At 60.0% G+C, this 24,346-nt stretch carries 18 protein-coding genes and 1 pseudogene; 7 read left to right on the top strand and 12 right to left on the bottom strand.

The genetic code is table 11. The features are described from left to right. Positions 1 to 36: 36 nt before the first annotated feature. On the bottom strand, positions 37 to 1,182 hold the full coding sequence (locus ACRRSD_RS11810; protein WP_435038165.1) for a Fic family protein: 1,146 nt from the start codon (positions 1,180 to 1,182) through the stop codon (positions 37 to 39). Positions 1,183 to 1,460: 278 nt separating this feature from the next. Here ACRRSD_RS11810 and ACRRSD_RS11805 point away from each other — a divergent pair, with 278 nt between their 5' ends. Genes ACRRSD_RS11805 through ACRRSD_RS11780 form a run of 6 tightly spaced genes read left to right on the top strand, consistent with a single transcriptional unit; the run spans position 1,461 to position 11,644 of the window. Continuing rightward, entirely contained in the window at positions 1,461 to 2,252 is a 792-nt protein-coding gene (locus ACRRSD_RS11805; protein WP_007910916.1) for a YfaP family protein, read from the top strand. Positions 2,253 to 2,288: 36 nt separating this feature from the next. Next, positions 2,289 to 4,001, top strand: a complete 1,713-nt coding sequence (locus ACRRSD_RS11800; protein WP_435038164.1) for a DUF2138 domain-containing protein — start codon at positions 2,289 to 2,291, stop codon at positions 3,999 to 4,001. Further along, a complete protein-coding gene (locus ACRRSD_RS11795; protein WP_401045082.1) occupies positions 3,986 to 4,636 on the top strand; it encodes a DUF1175 domain-containing protein in 651 nt (216 codons plus the stop codon). The genes ACRRSD_RS11800 and ACRRSD_RS11795 overlap by 16 nt, the downstream gene beginning before the upstream one ends. Further along, positions 4,633 to 9,207 carry an alpha-2-macroglobulin family protein gene (locus tag ACRRSD_RS11790; RefSeq protein WP_435038163.1) on the top strand — a complete coding sequence of 1,525 codons (4,575 nt, stop codon included), beginning with the start codon at positions 4,633 to 4,635 and terminating at the stop codon, positions 9,205 to 9,207. The genes ACRRSD_RS11795 and ACRRSD_RS11790 overlap by 4 nt, the downstream gene beginning before the upstream one ends. Position 9,208: 1 nt before the next feature. After that, entirely contained in the window at positions 9,209 to 10,828 is a 1,620-nt protein-coding gene (locus ACRRSD_RS11785) for a DUF2300 domain-containing protein (RefSeq protein ID WP_435038162.1), read from the top strand. Between the two features lie 3 nt (positions 10,829 to 10,831). After that, positions 10,832 to 11,644, top strand: a complete 813-nt coding sequence (locus ACRRSD_RS11780) for a YfaP family protein (RefSeq protein WP_435038161.1) — start codon at positions 10,832 to 10,834, stop codon at positions 11,642 to 11,644. A gap of 79 nt (positions 11,645 to 11,723) precedes the next feature. Here the strand turns inward: ACRRSD_RS11780 and ACRRSD_RS11775 are convergent. From ACRRSD_RS11775 to exaC, 11 genes and pseudogenes are all read right to left on the bottom strand, one after another. Then, positions 11,724 to 12,023, bottom strand: a pseudogene (locus tag ACRRSD_RS11775) (type II toxin-antitoxin system RelE family toxin). Beyond that, complete coding sequence (locus ACRRSD_RS11770) at positions 12,013 to 12,252, bottom strand: type II toxin-antitoxin system RelB/DinJ family antitoxin (RefSeq protein ID WP_122608099.1); 240 nt, start codon at positions 12,250 to 12,252, stop codon at positions 12,013 to 12,015. Before ACRRSD_RS11770 ends, ACRRSD_RS11775 begins: the two are co-directional and overlap by 11 nt. Positions 12,253 to 12,682: 430 nt before the next feature. Continuing rightward, positions 12,683 to 13,429: a S24 family peptidase gene (locus ACRRSD_RS11765; RefSeq protein WP_435038160.1), complete on the bottom strand. Its 747-nt coding sequence runs from the start codon at positions 13,427 to 13,429 to the stop codon at positions 12,683 to 12,685. A 223-nt stretch (positions 13,430 to 13,652) separates the two neighbouring features. Further along, the gene (gene ppa, locus ACRRSD_RS11760) at positions 13,653 to 14,180 is read right to left on the bottom strand and encodes an inorganic diphosphatase (RefSeq protein WP_003205933.1); all 528 of its coding nucleotides are present in this window, start codon (positions 14,178 to 14,180) and stop codon (positions 13,653 to 13,655) included. Between the two features lie 112 nt (positions 14,181 to 14,292). After that, the gene (locus ACRRSD_RS11755) at positions 14,293 to 15,105 is read right to left on the bottom strand and encodes a zinc-dependent peptidase (RefSeq protein ID WP_435038159.1); all 813 of its coding nucleotides are present in this window, start codon (positions 15,103 to 15,105) and stop codon (positions 14,293 to 14,295) included. A 4-nt stretch (positions 15,106 to 15,109) separates the two neighbouring features. After that, positions 15,110 to 15,760 (bottom strand): DedA family protein, encoded by a 651-nt coding sequence (locus tag ACRRSD_RS11750; protein WP_007910892.1) that lies wholly within the window; start codon positions 15,758 to 15,760, stop codon positions 15,110 to 15,112. Positions 15,761 to 15,989: 229 nt separating this feature from the next. After that, entirely contained in the window at positions 15,990 to 16,451 is a 462-nt protein-coding gene (locus ACRRSD_RS11745) for a GNAT family N-acetyltransferase (protein ID WP_007910890.1), read from the bottom strand. 115 nt (positions 16,452 to 16,566) lie between these two features. After that, complete coding sequence (gene eutC / locus ACRRSD_RS11740) at positions 16,567 to 17,400, bottom strand: ethanolamine ammonia-lyase subunit EutC (RefSeq protein WP_435038158.1); 834 nt, start codon at positions 17,398 to 17,400, stop codon at positions 16,567 to 16,569. Further along, the gene (locus tag ACRRSD_RS11735; RefSeq protein ID WP_435038157.1) at positions 17,397 to 18,791 is read right to left on the bottom strand and encodes an ethanolamine ammonia-lyase subunit EutB; all 1,395 of its coding nucleotides are present in this window, start codon (positions 18,789 to 18,791) and stop codon (positions 17,397 to 17,399) included. The genes eutC and ACRRSD_RS11735 overlap by 4 nt, the downstream gene beginning before the upstream one ends. 52 nt (positions 18,792 to 18,843) lie before the next feature. Beyond that, positions 18,844 to 20,295, bottom strand: coding sequence for an ethanolamine permease (gene eat, locus ACRRSD_RS11730; protein ID WP_095114016.1), 1,452 nt, complete (start codon positions 20,293 to 20,295; stop codon positions 18,844 to 18,846). A gap of 214 nt (positions 20,296 to 20,509) precedes the next feature. Continuing rightward, positions 20,510 to 22,030, bottom strand: coding sequence for an acetaldehyde dehydrogenase ExaC (exaC, locus tag ACRRSD_RS11725; RefSeq protein WP_016984137.1), 1,521 nt, complete (start codon positions 22,028 to 22,030; stop codon positions 20,510 to 20,512). A 301-nt stretch (positions 22,031 to 22,331) separates the two neighbouring features. Between exaC and ACRRSD_RS11720 the strand changes: the two genes are divergently transcribed. Further along, entirely contained in the window at positions 22,332 to 24,245 is a 1,914-nt protein-coding gene (locus ACRRSD_RS11720) for a sigma-54-dependent Fis family transcriptional regulator (protein ID WP_435038156.1), read from the top strand. Positions 24,246 to 24,346: the final 101 nt, after the last annotated feature.

Below are 24,346 nucleotides of genomic sequence, written 5' to 3'. Positions count from 1 at the left end.
TCTCACAGGGCAAAAATGACGCTGTGGCGGTTGGGTTTAACGTGCTGCTCTGTCCGGATAATTGATCTGGTAGCGCGTGCTACGGCCACCTCCCGGCAAGCGTTGCAGGCAACCTTTGTCCAGCAACTCCGCAAGATGCCGGGTCGCTGTGGCCTTCGACACTTTCGCCACCGCTTGATATTGACCGGCGCTGATACCGTGCTCAAAGCCCCGCTCGCCGCCGTCAAGCAGGCGGTTAAGCACTTTGACCTGTTCTGCCGAGAGTTCGGACTCGCGGTGCGCCTGCCAGAAACGCGTCTTGCCCAGCACGCTTTCGATTCGAGTGATGGCTTGTTGCAAGCTGCTTAGCAACGTTTGCAGAAACCATGTGAGCCATTCAGTGATATCCAGTGTGGTTTTTTGACTCGATTCCAGAATCCGATAGTAGCCGGATCGATTATCCAGAATGCTCGCTGACATGGCGTAGAAACGGATCGCTTGAGCTTCGCCTTGCGCCAGTGCCAGATCAGTGATGGTGCGGGTCAGGCGACCGTTGCCATCGTCGAACGGATGCAAAGTGACAAACCAGAAATGGGCGATGCCCGCACGAAGTATCGGGTCCAGTGCTGTCTGATGCTGGCTGGCCTCGAACCATTGAAGAAATTGCTCGAGCTGCTGCTCAAGACCTTTGCGAGGTGGCGCCTCGAAATGAACCGTTGGACGATCAATGCGACCCGATACCACCTGCATTGGCTCGTCGCCCCGTAGCGCACCCACATGCATTGAGCGCGCAGTAAGGTCAGCCCCTTGATCGGGAAACAGCCATTGGTGCCATTCCAGCAAGCGTTCCAGTGTCAACGGTTCGGCAAATCGACGGGTGGCATCAAGCATTAGCTGCGCCAGACCTTCACTGCGTTGGCTGACGTTATCGCCGTCGATCAACTCCAGGCCCAACCGTCGCGCCAAGGACGACCGTACGGAGCCGACATTCAGTTGCTCACCTTCAATGGCCGAAGACGTCACGATATTCTGTAAAAGGGCGTCCAGTTCGGTCTGAGCCCCCAAAGAGTCACCTACTGAACCGGCCATCCCCATCAACTGACCTTGTGCCTGTACACACGCGCGCAACAACGGCGTCAGGCGTTCTGCCTGCCAGTTGAAGTCGGGCCAATCGGGCTGCTGCCAGATCCAGTGAGTTGCCATTCGTTACCTGCCTTGAGTCCGTGAGCCGAATAGAAAAGCTATTCGGCTCATTTTGTGAGCCGAATATGACGCCTATTCGGCTCACCGTCCACCGCGTTGGCTTGATTCCTACAGCAATAGCACATGTATCCGATTGTTAAAAAACTGCCGAATCGCTAATCTTCGCGTCTTCTACGACCCCATAGTCACGGGTCTTTCAGACGAAACGCAGTTTTCACCGCTGTGAAGTACCGAGGATCGGGTGCAAGGTTTCGTTCAGGCATGGCAGGAGGCATTACATGCGTTCATTTCTTTGGCTGCTGATCGGCCTGGCCTGCGCGCCCGCGCTGCTGGCGGCGCCGACGGCCGAGGTGTCGGAGCCGGTAGGCGGCTGGCGCTATCACGGCTTGCTCGATCGTACGGAAAACCCGCAAGTCGCCTATCCGACGCCGCCGATCGATCGCGGCATCCAGCGCAATCGCACGATGATCCAGGGCCAGCTCAAGGCCATCGGCCATATGCGCCCGCCGCACAGTCTCGCGGTGAATGGCAATCCACTGAATCTGTACACCGACGACCAAGGCCGCTTTGCCCGGCCGTACGCGTTCGGCGCCGGCTCCAACAGCGTCGAAGTGATCAGTGCCGAGGGCCAGTCGCTCAAGCGCGTGCAATTTTATGAAGCAAACAATTTGCGCACGCCGGCGCGGATTCGTCTTGTCTTGGGCTGGGACGATCCGAAAGCCGAGCTCGATCTGCACATTGTCACGCCCGACGGTCAGCATGCCTTCTGGGCGCGGCCGGCGCTGAGCAATGGCGGCGGCCTCGACCCGGATGGCGTCGATGGCCCCGGCCCGGAAATGTTCACCATGACCGCGCCGCTGCACGGCACCTACCTGGTTTACGTCAACTATTGGGGCAACTTCGGCAACGGCGGCTATAACTTCGAGGAGACCAGCAACCAGAACGAGGTGATCACCTCGCAAATCACGCTGGTGCTCAACGAAAACACCGTCGACGAAAAACGCGAAACGTTCATCGTGCCCCTGCGGGCGATCGGTGATCTGCTGCTGGTCAAGACTTTCAACTATTAAGCATCCCGCCACGGATGAAATCGGGTTTTGTTAACGATGAGTGATAACACTGTGACTCCAGCTGCCGATACGCCAGCGACTCAACCTTCCCGGAAATGGCCGTTGCTGCTGGCCGGGCTGTGCCTGGTGGCCGGTGTAGCGGGTGGTTTTGGCTGGCTGCTGCTCAAGCCCAAGGCGCCGCCGGCGGAATTGGCCAGTGACAAGCTTGGCCTGAGCCGTCCGGATGCGCTGCTGGAAACCCGCTCGCTGAGCCAGTTGCCCAAGGACTTGCTGACCGTGCCGTTCCTCAAGGCCACGCTCACCGAAGATTTCGTCTTCTATTACGAGACCCATGCCGACCGTCTCGGGCTGATCGGCAGTCTGCGCCGGATCATCTACGAGCATGACCTGAAACTGCAGGACAGCTTGATCGAACAGCTTTTCGATCAACCGGCCGATGTCGCGCTGTGGCGTGGCGCGGATGGTCGCTTGAAGGATTTTCTGCTGGTGATGGATCGTGGTGGTCTGGCGAAACTGCTGGAGCCGCTGGCGAAAGTCGCGCTGGATGACACGCAGCTCAGTCAGATGGGCGAACTCAAAGTCGGCGGCGATAGCGTGCCGCTGTATCAACTGACCTATAACGCCAGCAAAGCCCTGTTGTTCGCCTCCCACGGCGACAAACTGGTGGTGCTGTCCAATCCGGCCAAGTATTACGACCCGGAAAGTGGCGTGTCTGAAGAGTCCGGTCACGTCTCGCCACAAGCGCTGGCGGCGTTGCTCAATGGCGAAAAACTCTTCCCCGAAGCCTTCGGCCTGCCGGCGAAAACTCCGGAAACCAAACAGCGCCTGTCGGTGAACTCCAGTGTCCTGGTCATGGGTTACCAGCGTTTCATCCCGAACTTCGCCGGGCTGCGTTTCGACATGGACGATAAGGGCTGGCACAGCTACCTCGCCATGGATGAACTGGAAAACCAGCCAGACTTCGATTTCAAACCGGTTTGGCAAGCCATGCCACTCGGCGCCAGTGCCTGCGTAACCTTGCCGGTCGCGGCCGAACCGCAAAAACCACTGCTGGTAAAACTCGGCGCCGAAGAAGCGGTAGCGCAAACCCTCACTGAGCACGTGGCTGGCGCCGCAGGCCTGTGCTGGTACGCCGATTCGCGTTTGTACACGCCGTTGCTGGTGGCCAGTCTGAAAGACGAAGACAGCAGCAAACTCGATGGCGACCTCGGCAAACTGTTCGGTTCGATGGTCGGCGCATTCGAAGCCAACGTCGAAGAAAACGTCTTCCCCGTGGTCGAGAAACAGGAAGGTCAGAACCACGTCTGGCAGCGTCAGGTCAGCTCCAACTTCGGCCCGTATGCGGCGAAGACTGCCGAGAACCCGGATGCGATTTCCGGCAAGGCATTCATGAAAGTCAGCCTCGCCCGTCACGGCTCGACGCTGCTGTTTTCCCTCGACGACAAACTTGTCGACAAGGCCCTCGGCACCCTCGACAAACGCTTCCCGCCGATGGCCGACGTGCTGCCCAAAGATGTCTTGATGCCGATTTATTTCGGCCCGGACTCGATGGCGCAGCTGATGCAACAGGAAACCCTCGACAGTCTGCCGCAAGACATGGAGCCGGTGTTCTACAACGCTGCGCAAACCTATCTGATCCCGAAACTGCGCACCTTCGGCGGCTACGGCAAATATGCCCTGACCTTGCCCGAAGGCAGCGAGCCGGATGGCCACTGGCAGTGGTTGCCGCTGGAATGGAAAGCGCTGTGACGGCACTGATCCGCAGCCTCGGCCTGCTCGCGCTGTTGCTCAGTGCGGGTGCCCGAGCCGTCGAAGCGCCAGCGCTGGATCCGGCGCAATCCCAGGTGTTTCGCGCCTGGTTTGTGCGCATTGCTCAAGAGCAACTGAGTCAGGGCCCGAGCCCGCGTTGGTATCAGCAAGACTGTGCCGGACTGGTACGTTTCGCTGCCAACGAGGCGCTGAAAGTCCACGACGACAAATGGCTGCGCAGCAATGGCCTGTCCAATCGCTACCTGCCGCCAGAGCTTTCGCTCAGCGATGAGCAACGCAAGTTTGCCCAGCAGTGGCAGCAGGGCGGCGGCAAGGTCGGGCCGTACGTCAACGCGATCAAACTGATTCAGTTCAACAGCCATTTGGTCAGCCGGGACGTGTCGCAGGCGCGGCCCGGTGACTTGATGTTTTTCGATCAGGGCGACGACCAGCACCTGATGATCTGGATGGGCCGCTACATCGCCTATCACACCGGCACCACCACCCCCACTGACAACGGCATGCGTTCGGCAAGCCTGCAGCAACTCATGACATGGAAGGACACCCGATGGATACCCGACGCAGCCAACCCCAACTTCATCGGCGTCTATCGACTGAACTTTCTCTCCCAATGACCGGTGCCCGCATGTTGCGACTCTGCTCCCGAATTTCATTGCTGCTGGCGCTGTTGCTGCCAGTGGCTACCGTCAGCGCCGAAGATTCGGTCGAGCCGAGCGGCTACACGCCGGTCTCGGGCGAAAGCTTCTTCCTGCTCGCCGACAGCAGTTTTGCTGCTGACGAACAGGCAATGGTGCGCCTCGAAGCGCCGGGCCGTGATTACCGTCGTTTCCGCATGGAACCCTATGGCGGCGCCGACATTCGTGTGTACCGCATCGACAAGCCGCTGGATTTCCTCAAACGCCAGAAGAACCTGCACCGCGTGGTCAGCGACGGCCAGTTCAAAGGTGAAGGTTTGTCCAACACCCTCGCGTACCTGTGGGACAACTGGTACCGCAAATCCCGTCGAGTAATGCAGCGCGCGTTCTCCTATGAATCGCGCAAACAGGTCACCGAGGAAGTGCCAGAGCTGAAGATGGGCAACGCCATGGTCGCGCCTACTCCGTACGACGCGCAGCCGCAATTTGCGCTGATCCCGGGCCTCCCGGTGGTCAGCCAGTTCCGCTATCCGCTGTGGCAGGCCAAGCCGATTCAACCGCCGACCGGGGTCAATCTGGCGGGGTCTTCGAGCGATTTCGTCAGCGTCGCGCCGGGCAACGTTTATATCCCGTTGGGCAATCTGAAGCCGGGTCTGTATCTGGTCGAAGCGCTGATCGGTAAATACCGCGCGACCACCATGGTGTTCGTCTCCAACACGGTGGCGGTGAGCAAGGTTGCCGGTGATGAATTGCTGGTCTGGGCTGCGCGCAAACACGAAGGCACCTCGGTGCCGAAGGTCAATGTGCTGTGGACGGATGGCCTCGGCGTGATGAGCAGCGGTGCCACCGATGCTGATGGTTTGCTGCGCCTGAAGCATGTCAGCCCTGAGCGCTCGTTCGTGATTGGCGAGGACGAAGAGGGCGGCGTGTTCGTCTCGGAGAACTTCTATTACGACAGCGAAATCTACGACACCAAACTGTATGCCTTCACCGACCGGCCGCTGTATCGCCCGGGTGATTGGGTATCGCTGAAAATCGTTGGTCGCGAATTCAAGAATGCGCGGGATTCGGTGTTGCCGGGTGCGGCGGACGTTACGGTCAGCGTGCTCGATGCCACCGGTACCGAGTTGCAGCATCTCGACCTGAAGCTTGATTCGAAGGCCGGTACTCAGGGCCGATTCCAGTTGCCAGACAACGCGGTGGCGGGCGGTTACGAGATTCGGTTCAACTATAAGGATCAGGCCTACAGCAGCGCATTCCGTGTCGCCGAGTACATCAAGCCGCACTTCGAGATTTCGCTGAACCTGGCCAAACAGGATTACCGCACCGGCGAGCCGGTCAAAGGCAGTCTGGTGCTGCTCTACCCGGACGGCAAACCGGTGGCCAACGCCAAACTGACCCTGAGCCTGCGCGCCCAGCAACTGTCGATGGTCGACAACGAGCTGCAATACCTCGGGCAATTCCCGGTGGAGCTGACCAGCACCGAACTGACCACCGACAGCAAAGGCAATGCGAGCCTCGACCTGCCGGCGGCCGATAAGCCGAGCCGCTACATGCTCACCGTGTTCGCCAGCGATGGCGCGGCGTATCGGGTCAAGACCACCAAGGAAATCCTCATCGACCGTGGCGCGGCGAGTTTCCGCCTGAGCGCGCCGCAACGCTTCAGTGCAGTCGGCGACAAGGTTGCGTTCAGCTACGCCAACGAGGGCGGCACCGAGCAAAGCAAAGCGGTCACGCCGAGCAGCTATAGCTGGGTTCGTCTCGAAGATCAGAGCACCGGCGAAGGCAAACTCGCCGCGACGGATAAAAGCTTCAGACTGGCCTTCGAACGTCCGGGCACTTACAACCTGACGTTGAAGGATCAGCACGGCCGTGTCCTCGGCGCGACCGGTCATTCGGTTACCGGCGAAGGCGTCAAAGCGGTGCCGGGCACCGTAGAAATTGTCCTCGACAAGCCTGAGTACAAGGCCGGCGATGAAGCGCTGGCGCTGATCACTTTCCCTGAGCTGGTCAGCGATGCCTTGCTGTCGCTGGAGCGCGACAAGGTCGAAGCCACTGCGCTGCTGGCCAAGGGCGGCGACTGGCTGAAGCTGGAAAAACTCAGCGACACCCAATACCGCGCACGCATTCCGGTGAAGGACAACTTCGCGCCGAACCTGACCTTCTCCGTGCTCTACACCAAGGGCGGTCAGTACAGCTTCCAGAACGCCGGGATCAAAGTGGTCGCGCCGCAAATCGACGTGGCGATCAGCACCGACAAAGCGGTGTACCTGCCGGGCGACACGGTCACGGTTGACCTGACCACGCAGTTCGCCGGCAAAGCGGTGCCGGCGCATCTGACTGTCAGCGTCGTTGACGAAATGGTCTATGCGTTGCAACCGGAAGTCGCGCCAACCATCGACCAGTTCTTTTATCACCCGCGCCGTAACAACGTGCGCACCAGTGCGAGCCTGTCGTTCATCAGTTACGACGTCGCGTTGCCGGGCAGCCCTGGCGCGCCGGGCAAAGCCAACCGCAGTGAGCGTGGGGTGAAAGTGCTGGAGCGGCCGCGTCGTGAAGACGTTGATACCGCCGCGTGGCAGTCAGAGTTGTTGACCGGTGCCGACGGCAAAACCCGCTTCACCTTCAAGATGCCGGACTCGCTGACCCGCTGGCGCATCACCGCCCGCGCGATCGCCGATGACGGTCAGGTCGGGCAGAAAAAGCAGTTCGTCCGTTCGGAAAAACCGCTGTACCTGAAGTGGAGCGGGCCGAGCAAATTCCGTAAGGGCGATCAGCCGCAACTCGGTGTGTTCGCGTTCAGTCAGGCCGAGAAACCGGTCAAGGCTGAGCTGGTCACTCACTATGCTGGCGCCGAACAACGCCTGCCGGTGACCCTCAACAACGGCATCAATTACCTGCCGCTACCGGCGTTCGCCTTGGCCTCCGGTGAGTGGACGGCGGAGCTGGTTCAGGACGGCAAAACCGCGGACTCTCTGGCCGTGCGCCTGAGTGCGACCGGTGATGGCTGGCAAGTGACGCAAACGCAAAGCCTTGATGTCGCCAGCGGCGACACTGCGCTGAGTCTGCCAGCGGATGCCACGGATATTCGCCTGCGTCTGGATGACAGTCCGCAAGCGTTGTTCCGCTCGGCCCTCGATGATCTGCTCAGCTACCCGTATGGCGGCGTCGAGCAGACGGCCAGTCGTTTGCTGCCGCTGAGTATTGCTTATCCGTCGCTGGCATCGAATCCGCAGATTCGTGATCGCTTGCGTCTGATCATGCAGAACAGCCGTCTGCGTCTGGTGCAAATGGCCGGGCCGTCGGCGAGCTTCACTTGGTGGGGCTACGACGGTGAACCGGATGCGTTCCTCACGGCCTACGCCTATTACGCCGACTTTAACGCCAGCCAGGTGCTGGAGCTGACCTTGCCACCGGAGCACTGGCAGCGGGTGCTGGAGGTGTACGCCAAGCAAGCGCCAAACACGCCATTGCTGCAACGGGCGCTGATTCTGTCGTTTGCCAAGCAGATGCATTTGCCGGTGAACACCTTGCTCAGCGGTTTGATGGAGGATCTGGCCAAGGCGGGTGAAGGTCATGCTGAAACCATGCTCGACGATGGCGAAGACAGTCTGGTCATGAGTGATCCGGATTCGGCGCTCGGTCTGGCGGCGGCGCGGGTGTTGACCGCCTCTTTGGCCACGCAGTCGAAAGTCGCCTTGCCGGACGCGTTCAATCGTCAGGTGGGGGCTGCGCAACAGCGTCTGTCGGTCAGCTCGCAGCCGTTTGCCGAAGCGCTGAACCTATCGTTACAACCGTTCGATCAGGCACGTGCGCAAGCGCTGTTGCAACGACTTTTGCCGCAGCAATCGACCCTCGAACGTGCGCTGGCACTGACCTGGTTGCAGCGCAGCATCGCCCAGGCATCGCCGACCATCGCGCTGACGCCGGGTGAAGGCTGGAAGAAGAACTACGGTGCAACCGGTGAGATGTTCTGGACTTGGCAGGGCGCCACGCCCGTGCCGAGCGTGTTGACAGTGTCCGGCACGCAAGAGCGTCCGCTGCGCGCGGCATTGAGCTTCCAGACCCAACAACCAATGGTCGATCCAATGGCCGTGACCATCACCCGTCGCCTGTCGCGACTTGTGCCGGGCGATGAAGCGTTCACCTTCAAGCTGGAGCCGATTGGCACCAAGCCGCTGTCCAGCGACAGCCTGTATCTGGACGAGGTGATCCTCACCAGCAAAGCGCCGAAACCGCTACGCTACGGCATGCTCGAAGTGCCGCTGCCGCCGGGCGCCGATGTCGAGCGCACGACGTGGGGCATCAAGTTGCAGGGCAAGGACGGCACCGAACCGACCGCGCTGGAGAAAGCGCGTTTCGAACCGGGTCAGTTGGCTTACGCCGTGCCCGTCGATGCGCTGAGCGGCGAATTGCGTCTGCGCCATCTGGTGCGCTTCTCGCAGAAGGGCCAGTTCAATCTGCCGCCGGTGCGTTTCAAGCAGGTTTACGCGCCGCAGCATCAGGCTCAGGAGGCGAAAGCCGCCCTCGGTCAGGTCACGGTCAACTGACATGACCCGGCCGCTGCTGTGGCTGCTGATGTGTGTGATGCCTGCGCTGGCGACGGCGCAGGATGAGCGGGTGCGCGTGGCCTACAAGGGCGAATTGTTGTCGTTGAGTCAGATGCAACTGATCGCCCGTGAACCATTGCCGTCATCGCTGAATGCGCCGCTGGGCAGTCTGTGGAAGTTGTTTGTCTACGCATGGCTGGTGGATACCGGCGCGCGGGAGCCTGCGTATGAATGTCGCGGACAGTCGAAGGAAGAGGTTTATTGCTGCTCGGCGGGCGGCAAGATCGAGCGTGATCAGGCGTTGGTAAAATCCTGCGGGTTGTACTTTGAGCCAAGGCGGTTGGGCATTTCTGCTGCTGAGTGGCGGACGTATTGGCAGGCGCGACAGGCACCGTCGTGGTTGCTGGATTTGCCGTCGGTGCAACCGGCTCAACGGGTTTCCGTGGTTGAGTTGCTGAAGGTTCTAGCCTCGTTGCCGGGGCAGGATCAGGCGCGTCGAGTGCTGCTCGATGTGGTGCTGAATGCGGCGGACGGCAATGTCGTTGGTGAACTCGGCGGACGTCTACGGGTGAAAACCTGGAGCTGGCTTGGCGATCAGGATCCGCAGTCGCGGCAGGGTGGTTTTGCTGGCTGGACGGCAGATGGCGCGCCGGTATGGGCGGGTGGGCGAGGCACCAGTCAGATGGTCTTGCGGCATTACGGCCAAGCATTGGCGACCGTGTTGCCGGCAGCCTGGCCGGCGGAGGCGGGGCGTTGTGTCGAAGTCAGCCTGTTTTCGAAGTACCCGGTTTCGAAGGTCTTAGCGGGTGATCGCCGCGCGACATCCGGCCCGTTGCAGGGCAACTACCGCGTCGAATTCGCCAACGGCAACGCGTTGGATATCCACAGCGATGGCGAACTGTTTCTGCTCAACGACAAACTCGTCGCAAGGCTTGATCGCGAAGAGTACGTCGCCCGCGTGCTGGAGCGCGAAGCCAAACCTGAACCGGCCGAAGCCGCCAAGGCCCTCGCCGTAGCGATCCGCACCTATCTACTGCAAAACGCCACGCGCAACGGCGACTGCCTGAGCATTGACGACAGCAGCAATCGCCAGCGTGTAGCCCCGCGCCCGGCTTCCACCGAGGCGCGCAACATTGCGGCGTGGACGGCGGATCTGGTCCTTGCCGGCAGCACCGTCACCTATCACTCCGATCAACCCGGCCCGGACAAACTCGCCTGGCAACAAGCCGTCGAGCAAGCCAAGGCCGGTCAACGTTACGACGCGATTCTGCTGCACGCCTATCCGCGCGCCAGCCTCAGCCGCTGGGACAACCCGGTCGCTTCCTGCGAAGCATTGCCCGCCGCGCAAGACTGGTTGCAGAAACAACGACGCGGCTGGCGCCCGAAACTGGAAAGCGAAACCGGCTACAACGAAGTCAGCACTTTCGCCGTGTGCAAACTGGCGTTCGGCAGGCCCTTCGTCGACCGCGAACGCCAACGTATCTACGTGCGCGGCGTACTGACCCTGCAGGATCGCCTCGACTTGACTCACGAATATCTGCACCTGGCCTTTGAAGCACATCCCAACGGCCAGGATGAAACCTACATCGAAGGGCTCGCCCGTCACCTTTTGCTGGAATAGACCATGACACTCCGTTACCCCCAGGTCTTGCTGCTGCTCTGCACATTGACCGCGCTATCGCCGGCAATGGCCGCTGACAGCGTCAAACTCGACACCCCGGTCGGCGGCTGGCGCAGTGGCGCTCCCGAAGGCGAGGGCGAAAGCTTCCGCCAGACCGTCAACTACCCGGCATCATCGGTCAACACCCCGATCGGTCAGGCCAACACCGCCCGCATCAGCGGCGAAATCAAAGCCACGGCAAAGGCGAATGAACCCGGTCGCTTGATCGTCAACGGCGTGAGCATGCCGCTGAAAATCGACGACAGCGGCCGCTTCGACCGCCCGTTCTCCTTCCCTAACGGCAGCAACAGCGTCGAAGTGCGCAGCCCCGACGGCCAACAACGCCACCGCACGCAATTTCTCAACACCAGCGGCGGCGCGACCCCGGCGAAACTGCGCGTACTGCTGGCGTGGGACAGCGACGGCACCGACCTCGACCTGCACCTCGTCACCCCCGACGGCGCACACATCTGGTACGGCAACCGCAGCGCCGCCAACGGCGCCGCGCTCGACGTCGACGTCACCACCGGTTACGGCCCGGAAATCTTCGCCATGCCGGCGCCGATCAAGGGCCAGTATCTGGTGTATGTGAATTACTACGGCGGTGGCTATCGCGGGGATGACGAGGGCGGCGATGAGGCGGTGCAGGCGCTGACCACGGCGCAGGTGACGGTGATTACTGAAGAAGGCACGCCGAGCGAGAAAATGGAGTCGTTTCTGATCCCGATGCGCGCGGTGGGTGAGCTGACGTTGGTGAAGTCGTTCAGTTATCCGTGATGGGGCAACGTGTTCTGAACAAATGAACAGATCAGCGGGTTGCTGACCTATTTCAGAGGGTCTCAATCATTGAGTTGATTCAACTTTGGGGTGACAGTCGGTCTTGCGCAACCTCGTAAGCAGCCTCTCGCTCTCTCTCTTCCCGATAGCGACTACGAACACCACGATCTCCTGATCAAGCACCTGATAGATCAATCGAAAGCCAGCGCTTTTCAACTTCACTTTGTAGCAGTCCGGCAGCTCGCGAAGTCGATTGGCTTCTATTCGAGGGTTTTTCATTATCTCAACTAGCTTCTTCTTGAACTGTTGGCGAACACGTATCGCCCAGTTTGTTCCACTCCTTTAACGCCCGACGATCAAATTCAAGGTTATAGGTCATCCAGACTTACCTTGACTCGCTGAGGAGCGGCGAGACGTTCGGTGACTACGGCGATGAGGGCTTCATCTTCCTCGCTGATTAATGCCGCTTTGAACGGCAGTTTGCCCCGCTCGGCGACGTATTGAAGTGTCTGGCGCAGAAGCTCTGACGGAGTTACGCCGAGCTTTTCGAGCTCGGCGAAGGAGCGCTGTTTCAGCTCATCGTCGATGCGAATATTGATGGAGGCCATGATGGGGTACCTGTAATGACGTTTGTCGTTACGGTAGCAAGAGGCTTTCATATTCGACAAGCGCGAATTTACGTATCTGACGGTAGGTTAGGTTTCTTTCAGGCATTAAAAAGCCGGCTTGTGGCCGGCTTCTCGGGGACTGGCTTGGCCTATTTTTGGTAAGCCTTGCCAGCCTTCAAAACGTACATCCGGATCTGCGTCCGGCTGTGGGACTTGGTCAGACGTTGGTCTGCCGCGTCGGGCGCTGTCTGAGCCGCGGGGCGGGTCGATGCGCAAATGTGGGGCGCAGGATACTGAGTTTTGCTTGGGATTCCCAGTCTGAAGTGCGGTTTAGAGCGACCGCAGTTGAACAAATTCGAGATTTGTACCGATTATCAGGGCCTCATCGCGAGCAGGCTCACTCCTACAGGGAGCTTTGCAGGCCGTAAGATCAAAGAAACGGCACCACCGGCCGCCGCTTGCTCACGGTCGACCACCAGAACACCCAGCCCAATATATGAATCCTTTGCTCCTCGATCTGTGCCGGGCGGAATACTTCGTCCGGGTATTCGGCGCTGTTGTGGCTACGCAGGCGCAGGCCGTTGCCGGGCATGCGGTGCACGTATTTGATGCGCAGCATGCCGTCGTGTTCGATGGCGTAGATTTCGCCGTCGACGACTTGGGTCAGGCTGCGGTCGATGGCGACGACGGAGCCGTCTTCGATGCGTTCAGCCATGCTGTTGCCGATCATGTGTGCGCAGATGGCGTCGGCGGGGCGGATTTCCAGTTGATCAAGCTGTGCGCGCAGCAGGCGGATGGACAGGTCCGGGTCCTGAATGACGTGGTTTTTGTCGGAGCCGTTGGCCAGGGGTGTTTCTTTGAAGAAGGCCAGTTCGATGTCGTTGGGATGGATGAATCGATAGGACCCATGGGGATCCTGAGCGTCGAAACTGTCGCCGTTGCTGGCAGGTGGAGTCAGGCTCGGCAGCTCTTTTGTGCCTTGGCCGGTTTTCAGCCATTCGCTGTTGACGGACAGCAGGCGTGAGACTTCTTCCATGCGATACGCCGGGACGCCCCGGGTGTACCAGTTGTGGACATTTTGGGCTTCCGTGCCCCAGAACTTTGCGAAACCCGTCGTCGAGATGTTCGCAGCTTCCAGGAGTGCCTTGAATCTTGGACCGCTAGTGTTCTTTCTCATAAACACGGAGTCTACGGCCGTGCCAGAGCGGTTTGAATAAACCGGACGTTCAAAAACGGGCTGAATTTTGCGACGGGATGTAAGACGGTCTTGTGGGAAATTACACAGGCTAAAACTTTTCTGTAGTCCGTCATAAACACGCTGTTTAAGACGGCTTTTGCCGAGCACAAAAAACCCCGGATCAACCGGGGTTTTCTTCAAGCCTCACGCGCAGCGCAGGTGCTTAGCCTTTGTAGGCGGCAACCGACTTGGTGATCGCTTCGCGGGCGGCGTCTGCACCGGCCCAGCCTTCGATCTTGACCCATTTGCCTTTCTCGAGATCTTTGTAGTTCGCGAAGAAGTGCTCGATCTGCTGGATCAGCAGTGGCGGCAGGTCGGTGTATTCCTTCACATCGACGTACAGCTGGGACAGCTTGTCGTGTGGCACTGCGATGACTTTGGCATCGCCGCCGCCGTCGTCAGTCATGTTCAGGATGCCGACTGGACGGGCGCGGATCACCGAACCTGGGGCAACCGGGTAAGGGGTCACAACCAGTACGTCGAGGGGATCACCGTCGTCAGCCAGGGTGTTCGGGATGTAACCGTAGTTGGCCGGGTAGAACATTGGGGTGGCCATGAAACGGTCAACGAACAGGCAATCGCTGTCTTTGTCGATTTCGTATTTGATCGGCGCGTGGTTGGCCGGGATCTCGATCGCGACGTAGATGTCGTTCGGCAGGTCTTTGCCAGCCGGAATCTTGCTGTAGCTCATTGGGCGTTGCCCCCGTAGTTGACCAAAAACACTTGGCCGGATTGACCAAAAAGTGGCGGCGATTATAGGCATATTCTGCCGTCGACGCCATGTACCGAAAGTCGTGCAGAGCTTAGTCGTGCGCCTGATAGACCGGGTCTGTGGCCTGAAGTTGCCGTAATCGGCTCAACGGGTCCTGGCGGTAGAAAAGCTGCAACTGCGCATACACCTGTGGATAAGCTTCATGCAGCAGATCCGGGGCGCTGAAGAAATATTCGCTGGTGACCGCAAAGAACTCCGCCGGGTTCTCGGCGGCGTAGGGATCGATGGCGGTTTCGGCGTCCGGGTTATGGTCGAGCTGACGGTTGAGATCGTCGTAGGCGTGTTGCATCACTTCGGCCCAGTCGCTGACGCGCATATCGGCGTGTAGCGGTGGCAGGCCATTGGCGTCGCCGTTGAGCATGTCGAGTTTGTGCGCGAGTTCGTGGATCACCAGGTTGTAGCCTTCCCAGCCACCACTGGCCATCACGCCGGGCCAGGCGAGGATGATCGGCCCCTGTTGCCAGGCTTCGCCGCTGTGTTCGCCGTCCCATTCGTGCTCGACGCCGCTGGCGTCGCGATGACGCTGCGGACTGAGAAAATCGTCCGGGTAGAGCACGATTTCGTGGAAACCCTGATACCAGTTCAGATCGCCCAGGTTGAGCAGGGGCAATTGCGCTTGGGCGGCGAGCAGCAGGCGTTGTTCCTGATGCAGTTCGACGCCGGGCAGGGCGCTCAGCTGTTTGTCTTCGAGGAACAGCACGCAGGCTTCGCGCAGCCACTGGTCTTCGGCAGCGCTGATACCGTCAAGGAAACTCAGGTGATGGCGCACCCGTTGCCACATGTCGTCGGCGATCGGGTGCTTCGTCAGAAGGCGCCGGCGACGCCAGGCACTCAGCGACCACATCGGCTTAGTGCGATTGGGCTTTGGTGCCGCCGAAACGGCTGCGAACCACACCGAGGATCATCGGCACCAGCGACAACAGAATGATCGCCACCACCAGCAACGACAGGTTTTTCTTGATGAACGGTACGTTGCCGAAGAAGTAGCCCAGCGTCACCAGGCCGCCGACCCAGAGGATGGTGCCCAGCACGCTGAAACCAAAGAAACGCGGATACGGCATCTTCGCCACACCCGCGACGAACGGCGCAAAGGTACGGATGATCGGCAGGAAGCGCGCCAGCGTTACGGTCTTGCCGCCATGCTTGTCATAGAAATCGTGGGTTTTTTGCAGGTAATCGCGACGGAAGATTTTCGAGTTCGGGTTGCTGAACAGCTTCTCGCCGGCCGTTCGTCCGATCACGTAGTTGGTGCTGTCGCCCAGTATGGCTGCGAGCATCAGCAAGCCGCCCAACAGTACCGGATCCATGCCACCGCCAGCCGCAACGGCACCGGCAATGAACAGCAACGAATCGCCCGGCAGGAAGGGCATTACCACCAGGCCGGTTTCACAGAAGATCACCAGAAACAGGATGGCGTAGATCCATGGCCCATAGTTGTTCACCAGCAAATCGAGATAGACGTCGAGATGCAGGATAAGGTCGAGCGGGTTGAAATCCATGGGGGCACCTGTTTGACGGCCCGACTCGGCAGGCCTGTGCGGATGACTTCGTGTAAGCCTACAGCGGGGTGTAGTTTTTCTTACAAGCCGGAAAGATCGGGATTATACGGTCTGAAGGATGAAAAGCGCGTTGGTTTTGTAGCGAGGGATGTCGAGGTGTGAACAATTGTCAGGAAGCATTCGGGGGGCCTGAGGGAGCGGACTCCCTCATCACACCTTGCACTTGCAGTCAGAGCTCTTCGCTGATCGGCAGCACGTAGTTCTTGAACTCGGTGTCTTCCTTGAACCCGATGGATTCGTAGGTTTTCTGTGCGACTTCATTGTTGCTGCTGGTGGAAACGCGCATACGCACCGCCTGGGTTTCCTTGGCCATTTTCTTCGCGGTGCGGATCAGGTTGTCGGCGACCAGTTGGCGACGGGCGTCTTCGGCGACATAGATGTCGTTGAGGATCCAAACCCGTTTGAGCGACAACGAGGAGAAGCTTGGGTAGAGCTGACAAAAGCCCATCAGCTTCTTGTCGTCATCATCGGCCAGGGCCAGGTAAATCACCGATTCCTTGCGGCGCAGGCGTTTTTCAAGGAACGCGCGGGAGGAATCCGGGTAAGGCAGGGAACCGTAGAACTCGCGATATTTGACGAACAATGGAGTCAACAAATCCAGATGTTCGAGGGTCGCTTGAATAATCCGCATGATAGGTCTCGTCTTCAAGTGGCTGTCTTCAACTGCTCTGACGGCGATGGGAAACCCGTGCGGCCGTGCATCGATCCTGCCTGAAACCGGCGCAGAAAGGCAATGCGGAAACGGTTCAGGTTGTGGGCGGATCAAGTAGGAAATTGCCTTTCATATCTACACCGGCGTCTGATTCCAGCGTCTGAACCTGTGCTTCGTCCTTCAGGTTGACCCCCGACAACTGCCGCCGACAGGCTTCGCGCATCAGATAAAGCAAGCGATGCGCCGCCATGCCGTAGCTCAAGCCTTCGAGCCGCACATTGGAAATGCAGTTGCGGTAGGCATCGGTCAGGCCGACCTTTGGATCGTAGGTGAAATATAAACCAAGACTGTCCGGCGAACTGAGGCCCGGGCGCTCGCCGATCAGCATCACCAGCATTTTCGCGCCGAGCAATTGGCCGATTTCATCACCGACGGCAACGCGACCCTGTTCCACGAGGACAACGGGGGCCATCGACCAGCCGTCAGCGCTCATTTGCTCTTCCAGCCGATTGAGAAACGGCAACGTATGGCGGTGCACCGCCAGCGCCGACAGGCCATCGGCCACGACAATCGCCAGATCGACACCGCCGGGATGCGCCGCAGCGTATTCGCGCAAGGCCTGCGCCGATTCGTCGCTGAGCTTGCGCCCCAGATCCGGGCGCTGCAGATAACTGTTTCGATCCGCAGCGGCGCTGTGCAGCAGCAGGCTCTCGCGCCCGCGCTCAGTCAATTGCGCACTGAGTCCGGCATGATCAAAAGGCAGATGCACAGCATCGCGCGCTTGCGCGTGGGCAAACTGGAAGTCCAGTTGTGCGCTGGTCGGCAGGCTGGTGCCGGTGCGGCCGAGAGCGATGCGCGCCGGGGTCAGGCGGCGTAGTTCCAGCCAGGGGTTTTGCGGATACACGGGCGGTTTTTCCATGTGACTCATCCCAGTTGCGCCAATGCCTGACGGAAGGCCGGCGGCAAGTTATTACCGAAGCGAACCTTGCCGTCCGCCTGAGTGAAGATGCCCATGTTCGCCAGCCATTGCTCGAACTCCGGCGCCGGTTTCAGGCCCAGGGTCTGGCGGGCGTATAGGGCGTCGTGAAACGAGGTGGTCTGGTAGTTGAGCATGATGTCGTCGGAACCGGGGATGCCCATTATGAAATTGATCCCGGCGACCCCAAGCAACGTCAGCAAGGTGTCCATGTCGTCCTGATCGGCTTCGGCGTGGTTGGTGTAGCAGATGTCGCAGCCCATCGGCACGCCGAGCAACTTGCCGCAGAAATGGTCTTCGAGGCCGGCGCGGATGATCTGTTTGCCGTTGTAGAGGTATTCCGGGCCGATAAATCCTACAACCGTGTTCACCAGGAACGGCTTGAAATGTCGCGCCACGGCGTAGGCCCGCGTCTCGCACGTCTGTTGGTCGACACCGTGATGGGCATTGGCCGACAGCGCGCTGCCCTGACCGGTTTCGAAATACATCAGGTTCTGCCCGAGGGTGCCGCGATTCAGGCTCAGGCCGGCGTCGTAGCCTTCCTGCAACACGTTCAGATTGATGCCGAAACTGGCATTGGCTGCTTCGGTGCCGGCAATCGACTGGAACACCAGATCCAGCGGCACGCCACGGTTGATCGCCTCGATGGAGGTGGTGACGTGGGTCAGCACGCAGGCCTGGGTCGGGATGTCGTAGCGTTGAATGATCGCGTCGAGCATCTCCAGCATCGCGCAGATCGAGGCGATGCTGTCGGTGGCCGGGTTGATGCCGATCATCGCGTCGCCATTGCCGTAGAGCAGACCATCGAGGATGCTCGCGGCGATGCCGGATGGCTCGTCGGTTGGGTGATTGGGTTGCAGGCGCGTCGACAGCCGTCCGCGCAGGCCAAGGGTGCCGCGAAATTTTGTGACCACGCGGATCTTTTGCGCCACCAAAACCAGATCCTGCACGCGCATGATCTTTGATACGGCCGCGACCATTTCCGGGGTCAGGCCGGGGGCGAGGGCGCGCAGGCTGGTTTCATCGGCGGCGTCGCTGAGAAGCCAGTCGCGAAAGCCGCCCACCGTGAGGTGGCTGACCACGGTGAAGGCCTGTTTGTCGTGAGTGTCGATGATCAGTCGGGTAACTTCATCGGTCTCGTAAGGAATCAGCGCTTCCTGCAGGAAATGCGTGAGCGGGATGTCGGCCAACGCCATTTGCGCGGCCACCCGCTCGCCATCATTGAGCGCAGCAACGCCGGCGAGAAAGTCGCCGGAACGCGCCGGGCTGGCCTTGGCCATGACGTCCTTGAGGCTGTCGAAACGATAGGTCTGGGCGCCGACCGTGTGAGCGAAACTGGCCATACACAATTCTCCGTGACGGCGCAGACCGAGCCTGCGCCGGGATTGTCGGCACTCAGTGCAAGGCTTGCTCAGCCTTCTGGATCGCCGCGAACTCTTCTTCCGGCGTGCCTGCTACCAAGTGATGTCGACTGTAGAACGCAAAGTAAGCAATTAACACTCCATAGATGACGGCGGCACCGATGACCACCCGTGGATCGACCAGGAAGCCTGCGACCACGGCGATGCACGCCAGCACCAAGGCCACGCCGGAGGTGAAGATGCCGCCCGGTGTGCGGTACGGCCGGTCCATTTTGGGGCGGCGAATCCGCAAGGTGATGTGCGCGGCCATCATCAGCACGTAGGAAATGGTTGCGCCGAACACCGCCACCAGAATCAGCAGATCGCCCTGGCCGGTCAGCGACAGGCCGAAACCGATGATGCCGGGAATCACCAGCGCCAGGACCGGTGCCTTGCTTTTATTGGTTTCGGACAGTTTGCGTGGCAGGTAGCCGGCCCGTGACAGCGCGAAAATCTGCCGCGAGTACGCGTAGATGATCGAGAAGAAACTCGCGATCAGTCCGGCCAACCCTACGAGGTTGACGAAACTGCCCATCCAGGTCGAGCCGCCATAAGCTTTGCTCAACGCTTCGACCAACGGGTTACCGGAGGTCAGTAGCGAGTTGGCGCCCGCACCGCCGGGGCCGACGATCAGAATCAACAGGGCAAACATGAGCAGCACCAACATGGCGCCGATCAAGCCGCGCGGCAGATCACGTTTGGGGTTCTTGGTTTCCTCGGCGGCCAGCGGCACGCCTTCGACGGCAAGGAAGAACCAGATCGCATAGGGAATCGCCGCCCAGACGCCGACATAGCCGAATGGCAGAAACGAACTGGCGCCCGCTGCGGCGGTGACCGGAATGTCGAGCAGATTGGCGACGTCGAAGTGCGGCACCATCGCCACCAGAAACACCCCCAGCGCCAACGCGGCGACGGCGGTGATGACGAACATCAGCTTGAGCGCTTCGCCGACCCCGAATATGTGGATGGCAATGAAAATGATGTAGAAGGCCAGATAGATCATCCAGCCGCCGATGCCGAACAGCGATTCGCAGTAAGCGCCGATGAACACCGCAATAGCCGCAGGGGCAATGGCGTATTCGATAAGGATCGCGGTGCCGGTGAGAAACCCGCCCCACGGCCCGAATGCGCTGCGGGCAAAACCGTAGCCACCGCCAGCGGTGGGGATCATCGAAGACAACTCGGCCAGAGAAAAGCACATGCACAGGTACATGGTGGCCATCAGCAGCGTCGCCAGGAACATGCCGCCCCAGCCACCCTGAGCGAGGCCGAAGTTCCAGCCGGCATAGTCACCGGAAATCACGTAGGCAACGCCCAGACCCACCAGCAGTACCCAGCCGGCGGCACCTTTTTTCAGTTCGCGTTGTTGAAAGTAGTCCGATCCGACTTTTTCAAAGTCGACGGAGGCGCCGGTCGCCGGAGCGCCAGCCGGGGATTCGCTAGGCATAGGTTTCACCGTTCTTATTGTTTTATTGGCCCGATTGTTCCGTCAGGAACCATGGGGTTGAAAGGCACACCGCTTTGGCGAGCAGGCTTGCTGCCACATTGGAGTTGTGTCGAGTCGAACATTGCAGGTGCACGCAATTCCCTGTGGGAGCGAGCCTGCTCGCGAAAGCTATCTGAGGGGCGATGCAGAAACGACTGCCTCGCCCCTCATCCGCTTAGAAGAAGCCCAACGGATTGATGTCGTAGCTCACCAGCAGGTTTTTCGTCTGCTGATAATGATCGAGCATCATCTTGTGGGTCTCACGCCCAACGCCGGACTTCTTGTACCCGCCAAATGCAGCGTGCGCCGGGTACAGGTGGTAGCAGTTGGTCCACACGCGACCCGCCTTGATCGCGCGGCCCATGCGATAGGCGCGGTTGATGTCGCGAGTCCACAGACCGGCACCGAGGCCGAATTCGGTGTCGTTGGCGATCGCCAGGGCTTCGGCTTCGTCCTTGAATGTGGTGATGCTCACCACCGGCCCAAAGATCTCTTCCTGGAACACGCGCATCTTGTTGGTGCCCTTGAGCAGGGTCGGCTGGATGTAATAGCCGGTCGACAGATTGCCTTCGAGTTTTTCCACTTTGCCGCCGGTCAGCAGCTCGGCGCCTTCGCCTTTGGCGATTTCCAGGTACGAAAGAATCTTGTCGAATTGCTGCTCGGACGCCTGCGCGCCGACCATGGTGTCGGTGTCCAGAGGATCGCCACGTTTGATTTGCAGGACTTTCTTCATCACGACGGCCATGAACTCGTCGTAGATCGATTCCTGCACCAATGCGCGGGAAGGGCAGGTGCACACTTCGCCCTGGTTGAAGAACGCCAGCACCAGACCTTCAGCGGCTTTCTCAATGAACGTCGGCTCGGCCTGCATGATGTCTTCGAAGAAGATGTTCGGCGATTTGCCGCCCAGCTCCACAGTGGACGGAATGATGTTTTCGGCGGCGCATTTCATGATGTGCGAGCCAACTGGGGTCGAACCGGTGAAGGCGATCTTGGCGATGCGTTTACTGGTCGCCAGTGCTTCGCCAGCTTCTTTGCCATAGCCCTGAACAATGTTCAGTACGCCCGGTGGCAGCAGGTCGCCGATCAGCTCCAGCAACACGGTGATGCCCAGCGGAGTCTGCTCGGCAGGCTTGAGCACGACGCAGTTACCCGCCGCCAGGGCCGGCGCAAGTTTCCACGCCGCCATCAGGATCGGGAAGTTCCACGGGATGATCTGGCCGACCACGCCCAGTGGTTCATGAATGTGATAGGCCACGGTGTTGCCGTCGATTTCTGCAGCGCTGCCTTCCTGGGCGCGCAGGCAACCGGCGAAGTAGCGGAAATGGTCGGCGGCCAGCGGGATGTCGGCGTTGAGGGTTTCGCGGATGGCTTTGCCGTTGTCCCAGGTTTCGGTGATCGCCAGCAGTTCGAGGTTCTGTTCGATGCGGTCGGCGATTTTCAGCAGGATCAGCGAGCGTGCCTGCACGGAGGTCGCGCCCCACGCGTCGGCAGCGGCGTGGGCGGCGTCCAGTGCCTTGTCGATGTCTTCGGCAGTGGAACGGGGGAATTCGGCAATTGGCTGGCCATTCACTGGCGAGGTGTTGGTGAAGTACTGACCTTTGACAGGCGCGACGAACTCGCCGCCGATGTAATTACCGTACTTGGCTTTGAACGAGACTTTGGCGCCTTCAGTACCGGGGTGAGCGTAACGCATGATGATGTTCTCCTTGGCTTTGTACTTATTAGAGAAACGCGCAAGTGCGCTTGCTATAAGCGTAGAGCAAAGGTCGGGCCACTGCCGTGCAGGGCAGGTAAATCAAGGGGTTGGCAGGTTTTTGTCGGACGAGTGGATTTTGTCTGTGGCGGTTTCGGTACAGGTGGGATGACAGTTTGTACCGCTTTTGGCACAGCTGGTGACCGGGCAGTCTTGCCAGCATTGCAATGCATCGAAGGCTGGGGGATGCTGGGCGTCACCTCAGCATTGGGCCGTCGAGCCTCGGGGAGAACAATAAGAAATGCACGACAACCATTTGAGTCGCCATGCCCGACAGGTTCTCACCGCAACCCAGGGCAAACCGCACCTGCACGGGCCCGGTGCCGATCCATCGATTGCCCGTTCGTGGCTGCGCTGTCTGGAGGACTACCACCTCGACCCGGCGTTGAGCATGGCGCCAACCGTGCTCGAACACGGCCGGGTACTGGAAAGCCGCGAACGTCTGCAGCAGGTTCTACAGATCGCTGGCAATGAAATGAGCAGCCTGCATCAACAACTCTCCGGCGCCGGCCATGCAGTGCTGCTGACCGACGCGCGCGGGGTGATCCTCAACTGCGTCACCGCGCCGGCCGAACGCAAGATCTTCGAGCGCGCCGGCCTCTGGCTTGGCGCTGACTGGAGCGAAGCCTGCGAAGGCACCAACGGCATCGGTACGTGTCTGGTCGAGCGCCAGGCGCTGACGATTCATCAGGACGAACACTTTCGCGGTCGCCACACCGGCCTGACCTGTTCGGCGAGCCCGGTATTTGACCCGCACGGCGAACTGCTGGCAGTGCTCGACGTGTCTTCGGCGCGCCACGATGTCTCGCGGCAAAGCCAGTTCCACACCATGGCGCTGGTCAATCTGTCGGCGAAGATGATCGAGAGTTGCTACTTCCTGCGCTGTTTCGATAACCAATGGTTGCTGCGTTTTCATTTGCAGGCCGAATCGGTCGGGTTGTTCAGCGAAGGTTTGCTGGCGTTTGACGGTGAAGGACGGATCAGTGCGGTGAATCAGAGTGCACTGAACCTGCTTGGGCATATTCGTGGCGGCTTGCTGGGTAAACCAGTGGAGGCGTTTTTCGATTGTTCGCTGGATGAGTTGCTTGGCCGCGCCAGTGCGAATGCCAGTGCCAGTTGGCCGCTGCGCACCCGTGACGGCCGGCATTTGTTTGCCGTGCTGCGCGGTGAATCGCGCAAGCCTTTACCGATGGTATCAGCGCCGGTCGTGGCTGAAGCACCGCGCCTGTCGGGCATCTGCCTCGGTGATGAGGCGCTGCAGGCAGACTTCCGCAAAGCCTTGCGCGTATTCGAGCGGGATGTGCCCTTGTTGATCAATGGCGAAACCGGTTCGGGCAAGGAGGCCTTCGCCAAGGCTGTGCACCAGGCCAGCCAGCGTTCGAACAAAGCCTTCGTCGCGCTCAATTGCGCGGCAATCCCCGAGAGCCTGATCGAGAGCGAACTGTTCGGCTATCGCGGAGGCAGCTTCACCGGTGCGCGCAAGGACGGCATGCGCGGCAAGTTGCAGCAGGCCGATGGCGGCACGTTGTTCCTCGATGAAATCGGCGATATGCCGCTGGCCTTGCAGACTCGTCTGTTGCGAGTACTGGAGGATCGTCAGGTGGTGCCGATCGGCGGCGAGCCGGAATCGGTCAACGTGCGGATCATCAGTGCCACCCACCGCAATCTGCTGGAGCGGGTCGCGGATGGCAGCTTTCGCGAGGATTTGTATTACCGGCTCAACGGGCTGGAAGTGGCGTTGCCGGCATTACGCGCCCGCAGTGATAAATCGCAGTTGCTGGATTTTCTGCTGGCCGAAGAGGCGGGTGGCGAAGCGATCCTGATCGACGAGGCGGCGCGTCAGGCTTTGCTAGCGTTCAATTGGCCGGGCAATGTGCGGCAGTTGCGCAATGTCCTGCGCACGCTGGCGGCGTTGTGTGATGAGGGGCGGATCGGGGTTGAGGATTTGCCGGTGATGATTCGGCAGGGGAGTGCGGCAGTATTGGCGGTTAAGGAATCCGATCATCCTCTGGAAGACGCCGAAAGGTTGGCTCTACTCAATGCGCTGGAGCAAACCCGCTGGCACATGACCCATACGGCGCAGCAATTGGGTGTCAGCCGCAATACTCTTTACAGAAAGCTGCGTAAGCATGGCATTGAGCGTCGTGTCAGTTAGAAGGCCCTCACCCTAGCCCTCTCCCAAAGGGAGAGGGGACTGACCGCGGTGTTCTGCCAATTTACGCCGACCTGAAATATCGAGCCGAACTGAGGATTTGA

Origin of the sequence: Pseudomonas neuropathica (assembly GCF_051174785.1) — a bacterium.
In the GTDB taxonomy this organism is placed as follows: Bacteria; Pseudomonadota; Gammaproteobacteria; order Pseudomonadales; family Pseudomonadaceae; genus Aquipseudomonas; species Aquipseudomonas neuropathica_A.
Note: the sequence above shows the minus strand (reverse complement) of the source record. Positions and strands in the feature narration are given on the sequence as shown.

Excerpts from the sequence above, each read along its gene's own strand:
- ACRRSD_RS11810 (WP_435038165.1), bottom strand. The coding sequence starts at position 1,182 with ATGGCAACTCACTGGATCTGGCAGCAGCCCGATTGGCCCGACTTCAAC.
- ACRRSD_RS11805 (WP_007910916.1), top strand. The coding sequence starts at position 1,461 with ATGCGTTCATTTCTTTGGCTGCTGATCGGCCTGGCCTGCGCGCCCGCG.
- ACRRSD_RS11800 (WP_435038164.1), top strand. The coding sequence starts at position 2,289 with ATGAGTGATAACACTGTGACTCCAGCTGCCGATACGCCAGCGACTCAA.
- ACRRSD_RS11795 (WP_401045082.1), top strand. The coding sequence starts at position 3,986 with ATGGAAAGCGCTGTGACGGCACTGATCCGCAGCCTCGGCCTGCTCGCG.
- ACRRSD_RS11790 (WP_435038163.1), top strand. The coding sequence starts at position 4,633 with ATGACCGGTGCCCGCATGTTGCGACTCTGCTCCCGAATTTCATTGCTG.
- ACRRSD_RS11785 (WP_435038162.1), top strand. The coding sequence starts at position 9,209 with ATGACCCGGCCGCTGCTGTGGCTGCTGATGTGTGTGATGCCTGCGCTG.
- ACRRSD_RS11780 (WP_435038161.1), top strand. The coding sequence starts at position 10,832 with ATGACACTCCGTTACCCCCAGGTCTTGCTGCTGCTCTGCACATTGACC.
- ACRRSD_RS11770 (WP_122608099.1), bottom strand. The coding sequence starts at position 12,252 with ATGGCCTCCATCAATATTCGCATCGACGATGAGCTGAAACAGCGCTCC.
- ACRRSD_RS11765 (WP_435038160.1), bottom strand. The coding sequence starts at position 13,429 with ATGAGAAAGAACACTAGCGGTCCAAGATTCAAGGCACTCCTGGAAGCT.
- ppa (WP_003205933.1), bottom strand. The coding sequence starts at position 14,180 with ATGAGCTACAGCAAGATTCCGGCTGGCAAAGACCTGCCGAACGACATC.
- ACRRSD_RS11755 (WP_435038159.1), bottom strand. The coding sequence starts at position 15,105 with ATGTGGTCGCTGAGTGCCTGGCGTCGCCGGCGCCTTCTGACGAAGCAC.
- ACRRSD_RS11750 (WP_007910892.1), bottom strand. The coding sequence starts at position 15,760 with ATGGATTTCAACCCGCTCGACCTTATCCTGCATCTCGACGTCTATCTC.
- ACRRSD_RS11745 (WP_007910890.1), bottom strand. The coding sequence starts at position 16,451 with ATGCGGATTATTCAAGCGACCCTCGAACATCTGGATTTGTTGACTCCA.
- eutC (WP_435038158.1), bottom strand. The coding sequence starts at position 17,400 with ATGAGTCACATGGAAAAACCGCCCGTGTATCCGCAAAACCCCTGGCTG.
- ACRRSD_RS11735 (WP_435038157.1), bottom strand. The coding sequence starts at position 18,791 with ATGGCCAGTTTCGCTCACACGGTCGGCGCCCAGACCTATCGTTTCGAC.
- eat (WP_095114016.1), bottom strand. The coding sequence starts at position 20,295 with ATGCCTAGCGAATCCCCGGCTGGCGCTCCGGCGACCGGCGCCTCCGTC.
- exaC (WP_016984137.1), bottom strand. The coding sequence starts at position 22,030 with ATGCGTTACGCTCACCCCGGTACTGAAGGCGCCAAAGTCTCGTTCAAA.
- ACRRSD_RS11720 (WP_435038156.1), top strand. The coding sequence starts at position 22,332 with ATGCACGACAACCATTTGAGTCGCCATGCCCGACAGGTTCTCACCGCA.